General features: G+C 59.1%; 1 protein-coding gene. It reads right to left on the minus strand.

Annotation, left to right across the window (positions count from 1 at the left end; genetic code table 11):
- On the minus strand, nucleotides 1-1,344 hold a 1,344-nt coding region (gene istA, locus NKH29_RS32520; protein ID WP_353001426.1), incomplete at both ends, for an IS21 family transposase.

The raw sequence follows: 1,344 nt of genomic DNA on the forward strand, positions 1-1,344 counted from the left end.
GAATGAGGCTGTGCCGCACGGAATAAAAGAAGGTCTTGAACTCGACGTGGTAATCCGTCGAGACGCGGGCCAAACGCCATTCGGCAAACTCGTAATCCTCCAGTGGAAGACTGGCTAAAGCCGGGCGCTCGACACTCTCGAACAGCTGCCGGCGACTGACGCCCAGCCGGCGCATGACGTGATCATTGATGCGATCGAGTGCCTGGCGAATGGCGGCATTGGCCTCGGCCAGCGAGAAGAAGGTCTGATTGCGCATCCGCCCCAGAATGCATGATTGGGCGAAGCGGACGCCGTTCTCGACTTTGGATTTGTCCTTCGGCCGTCGCGGCCGTGCCGGCAGGACACCGACACCATAGTGGGATGCCATCATGCCGTAGCTGCGGTTGATCTCGGGATCGTAGAAACTGGCGCGGCTGACGCCAGACTTCAAATTGTCGGGAACGACCAACCGGGGAACGCCTCCGAAGAAACGAAACATCCGAACATGCGAGCCGATCCAGTCGGGAAGTGTTTGTGTCCATGTTGCTTCAGCATAGGTGAAGCTGGATGCGCCGAGCACTGCCACGAAGATCTCTGCCTCGCGGATCTCACCGGTCTTGTGATCAACAATCGGGATCTTCTTGCCGGAATAGTCGACGAAGACCTTGTCGCCGGCCGCATGCTCCTGGCGCATCGTCGCCGAAAGCCGCTGCTCGAAACTGCGAAAGAGTTCGCAGAAGCGACTGTAGCCATATCCTTCGGGATGCGACCCACGATACTCCTCCCAGAGGATGAGCAAGGTGACACCGGGCTTCTTGAGCTCGACGGCAAGATCGGCCCAGTTTGGTTCTGTGCGTCTTCTCGTGCCCTGTTTGACGCCGTTGCGAGTGAAGAGTTTGTCCTCGAGCGCATCGTCGGTCAGTTCGCCCGGCAAGGGCCAGCTCAATCCAACCGCCGCTGCGCGCTGCAGATTATCCTGCACCGTACTGCGCGCTATTCCCAACACGACGGCAATCTCGCGGGAGCTCGTCCCGCTTCCGGCAAGCCGCAGCATTTGTCGTAACTGTCTCATGGTCAGCCTTCTCTTTGCCGGCATCAAAATCTCCCCGTTCATTGGAGTGCGCCCCTCGGACCGGACAGGATGAACAAGCAGAATTGACTTGGAAGCCGGGCTTTCGAAGGATGAAAGCCCATGGTGACTTATCGCACGCACAGCATCGAGTTCAAACGTCAGGTAGTGCAGGAGTTCCTGTCCGCGAGACGCTGCATGGTCTCGCCACGCGGCACGAACTGCCGCGTAACCTGATCCGCATCTGGGTTCAGAAATACGAGGCCGGCTCCTTCGACGAAGACGTGGCGGCGGCC

It is taken from the genome of Mesorhizobium sp. M1295, assembly GCF_040318135.1.
In the GTDB taxonomy this organism is placed as follows: Bacteria; Pseudomonadota; Alphaproteobacteria; order Rhizobiales; family Rhizobiaceae; genus Mesorhizobium.